The sequence below is a fragment of the Pararhodonellum marinum genome (genome assembly GCF_015354735.1).
Classification (GTDB): Bacteria; Bacteroidota; Bacteroidia; order Cytophagales; family Cyclobacteriaceae; genus Pararhodonellum; species Pararhodonellum marinum.
Map to the genome: position 1 here is coordinate 1 of NZ_JACEFJ010000048.1, position 745 is coordinate 745.

A 745-nucleotide genomic window follows, 5' to 3' on the forward strand; every position below is an offset into this window, starting at 1 on the left:
AGGCACAGTTATTATATTTTGTCAGTAAGTTGTCAAAGTTAATTTTTTCAGTTTCTAAATGTCCTGAAGCACCATACTGTTTCATAAAATTCCATTTTGCTTTTTTGTCAATTTTCACTGGATGAATTTTTTCACTTAACGGATAAATCTGTCTGCCAATAAGTTTGAAGAAGCTAATTTCATAAATTTCAAAGTCTAAACATGGAAACTTTTTATTTAGGTTATATTCCGTGTCCCACAAATACAAAACTTCGTTGTTATTAAGTGCGACAATATACAAGTCACTTTCGTCTTCATATTCTGGTGCTATTGCAATCCGTTTTGTGTTAATTAAGCAAGTTTCAACCGTTCCTTTCTCTATGGTTGAGCTTAATTGTCGTAAAAATAATTTGTGTCGTTTTTTTAGTTTGTAGATTTTGTAGGGCATAAAAACAATAAATCCAAATGCGAAAACTGCAATTGTCCCTAAAAGAAAAGTCCAAAAGCTGTCAGGAATTATAGTCGTAACATATGTCAAGCCTGCTCCTAAAAGTCCAGCAATAAGAAAATGATAAACTTTGATTTTGCTACTAGTTTCCTTTTCTTTCTGAGTTTTCAATGATTTTAATATTCGCAACTCGTCAGGATAGAAATTTCTTGTCTTATATGTGATGTTCATTGATACGGGGTCTGTTCATAATTGTGCCTAACGTTTTGCGCGTATGGCTTGTGGCAACTTCTGAAGCACAATTCTTTCTTTCAAAGT

The 745-nt window shown here is 32.6% G+C and carries 1 protein-coding gene; it reads right to left on the reverse strand.

Translation table 11 applies throughout. The features are described from left to right. On the reverse strand, positions 1-658 hold a 658-nt coding region (locus H1A14_RS23070; RefSeq protein ID WP_194778675.1), incomplete at its 3' end, for a hypothetical protein. Positions 659-745 lie beyond the last annotated feature (87 nt).